This is a genomic window from Burkholderia sp. BCC1644 (assembly GCF_902833225.1).
GTDB lineage: Bacteria > Pseudomonadota > Gammaproteobacteria > Burkholderiales > Burkholderiaceae > Burkholderia.
Genome location: NZ_CADFEI010000043.1, coordinates 1 through 2,003, shown reverse-complemented (window position 1 = coordinate 2,003; position 2,003 = coordinate 1). Strand labels below are relative to the sequence as shown.

Sequence of the window (2,003 nt, the reverse complement as noted above, 5' to 3'; positions counted from 1 at the left end):
GCCGATCATCGACAACGGCGAATTCAATCACGGGCTCACGTACTCGGGCCACCCGGTGGCGGCAGCCGTCGCGGTCGCGAACCTGAAGCTGCTGCGCGACGAAGGGATCGTCGAGCGCGTGAAGAACGATACCGGCCCGTACTTCCAGGCGCTGATGCGCGAGACCTTCGCGCGTCACCCCATCGTCGGCGAGGTGCATGGTCACGGCCTCGTCGCGAGCCTGCAGCTCGCAGAATCGCCGGCCGATCGCCGCCGCTTCGCGAACGGCGGCGACGTCGGCACGATCTGCCGCGACTTCTGCTTCAACGGCAACCTGATCATGCGTGCGACCGGCGACCGGATGCTGCTGTCGCCGCCGCTCGTGATCACGCGCCAGGAAATCGATGAACTCGTGTCGAAGGCAAAGAAGGCCGTCGATGCAACCGCCCAGCAACTGGGTATTTCGTAACGGCTTTGCCTACAGGCGTGCGGCGGGCGCCGCACGCCCCATAACCAGGGGAATTCCACCATGCGTGCCTGCTTTCTTCGCCAAGCCTGTTCCGTTGCCGCCCTCGCCGCCGCGGCAGCGTTCACGTCAGTCGCCAGTCCGTCGGCGCATGCCGAGGACCTGAACGTCTACAACTGGTCCGACTACATCGCACCGGACACGATCCCGAACTTCCAGAAACAGACGGGCATCCACGTCAAGTACGACAACTACGACAGCGACGACACGCTTCAGGCGAAGCTGCTTGCCGGCAGTTCCGGCTACGACATCGTCGTGCCGACGTCGAACTACATGGCCAAGCAGATCCAGGCCGGCGTGTACCAGAAACTCGACAAGTCGAAGCTGCCGAACCTCGCGAACCTCGATCCGCTGCTGATGAAGATGATCTCCGACGCCGATCCGGGCAACCAGTACGGTGTGCCCTGGGCCTACGGTACGGACGGCATCGGCTACAACGCGCAGGCGGTGAAGAAGGCACTCGGCGACAAGGCGCCGGTCGACAGCTGGGCACTGGTGTTCGACCCGGCCAACATGGAAAAGCTGAAGGGCTGCGGCGTGTCGTTCCTCGACCAGGCCGTCGACGTGTTCGCCGCCACGCTGCAGTACATGGGCAAGGATCCGAACAGCAAGAACCCCGGCGATTACCAGGCAGCCTTCGAAGTCCTGAAGAAAGTCCGCCCGTACATCACCCAGTTCAACTCGTCCGGCTACATCAACGACCTCGCGAACAACGACGTGTGCGTCGCGCTCGGCTGGTCGGGCGACGTCGGCATCGCGCATCGCCGCTCGGCCGAAGCGAAGCGTTCGTACGACATCAAGTTCTCGAACCCGAAGGAAGGCGGCCTGCTGTGGTTCGACGTGATGGTGATCCCGAAGGATGCACCGCACCCCGAGGCCGCACTGAAGTGGATCAACTACGTGTCCGATCCGAAGGTCAACGCGGCGATCACCAACACGGTGTTCTATCCGACCGCGAACAAGGCCGCGCATCAGTTCGTCACGCCGGGCGTCGCGCAGGATCCGACCGTCTACCCGCCGGAAGACGTGCTGAAGAAGATGGTGCTGATGAAGCCGATGCCGGCCGACATCCTGCGCCTCCAGAACCGCCTGTGGGCCCAACTGAAGACCGGCCACTGATCGCCAAGCATTCCGGCGGCGCAGGCATCGCTTCACGCCTGCCCGCCTGAGATCCGCGGACCTCCGTCCGCCCGCGCGCGCCGCGCGCACTGTTCCATCCGGCACGAGCCGTCGTCCGCGAGTCGCATTGTGCGCCTCGTGCGGGGGCGCTCACGCCTGCAATCCGTGAAGAACGAATGGTGACTCCCATGCAATCGATACCCTCTTCCGCTGCTGCAAGACAGACCCAACCGGCCGCCGCGGCGCGCCCGCAAAACGACGCCTTCGTGCGCATCGAAAACGTCGTGAAGAAATTCGGCGACAGCACGGCCGTCGACAACGTGAACCTGACGATCGCGAAGAACGAGCTGTTCGCGCTGCTCGGCAGCTCGGGCTGCGG

General features: G+C 64.3%; 2 protein-coding genes and 1 pseudogene. All 3 read left to right on the top strand.

Features of this window, described 5'->3' with window-relative positions; genetic code table 11:
• On the top strand, positions 1–448 hold a 448-nt coding region (locus tag HWX87_RS37565), incomplete at its 5' end, for an aminotransferase class III-fold pyridoxal phosphate-dependent enzyme (RefSeq protein WP_176051827.1).
• 60 nt (positions 449–508) lie between these two features.
• Complete coding sequence (locus HWX87_RS37560; protein WP_166962640.1) at positions 509–1,624, top strand: polyamine ABC transporter substrate-binding protein; 1,116 nt, start codon at positions 509–511, stop codon at positions 1,622–1,624.
• A 188-nt stretch (positions 1,625–1,812) separates the two neighbouring features.
• Positions 1,813–2,003: pseudogene (locus tag HWX87_RS37555) on the top strand (polyamine ABC transporter ATP-binding protein); the annotation flags it as partial.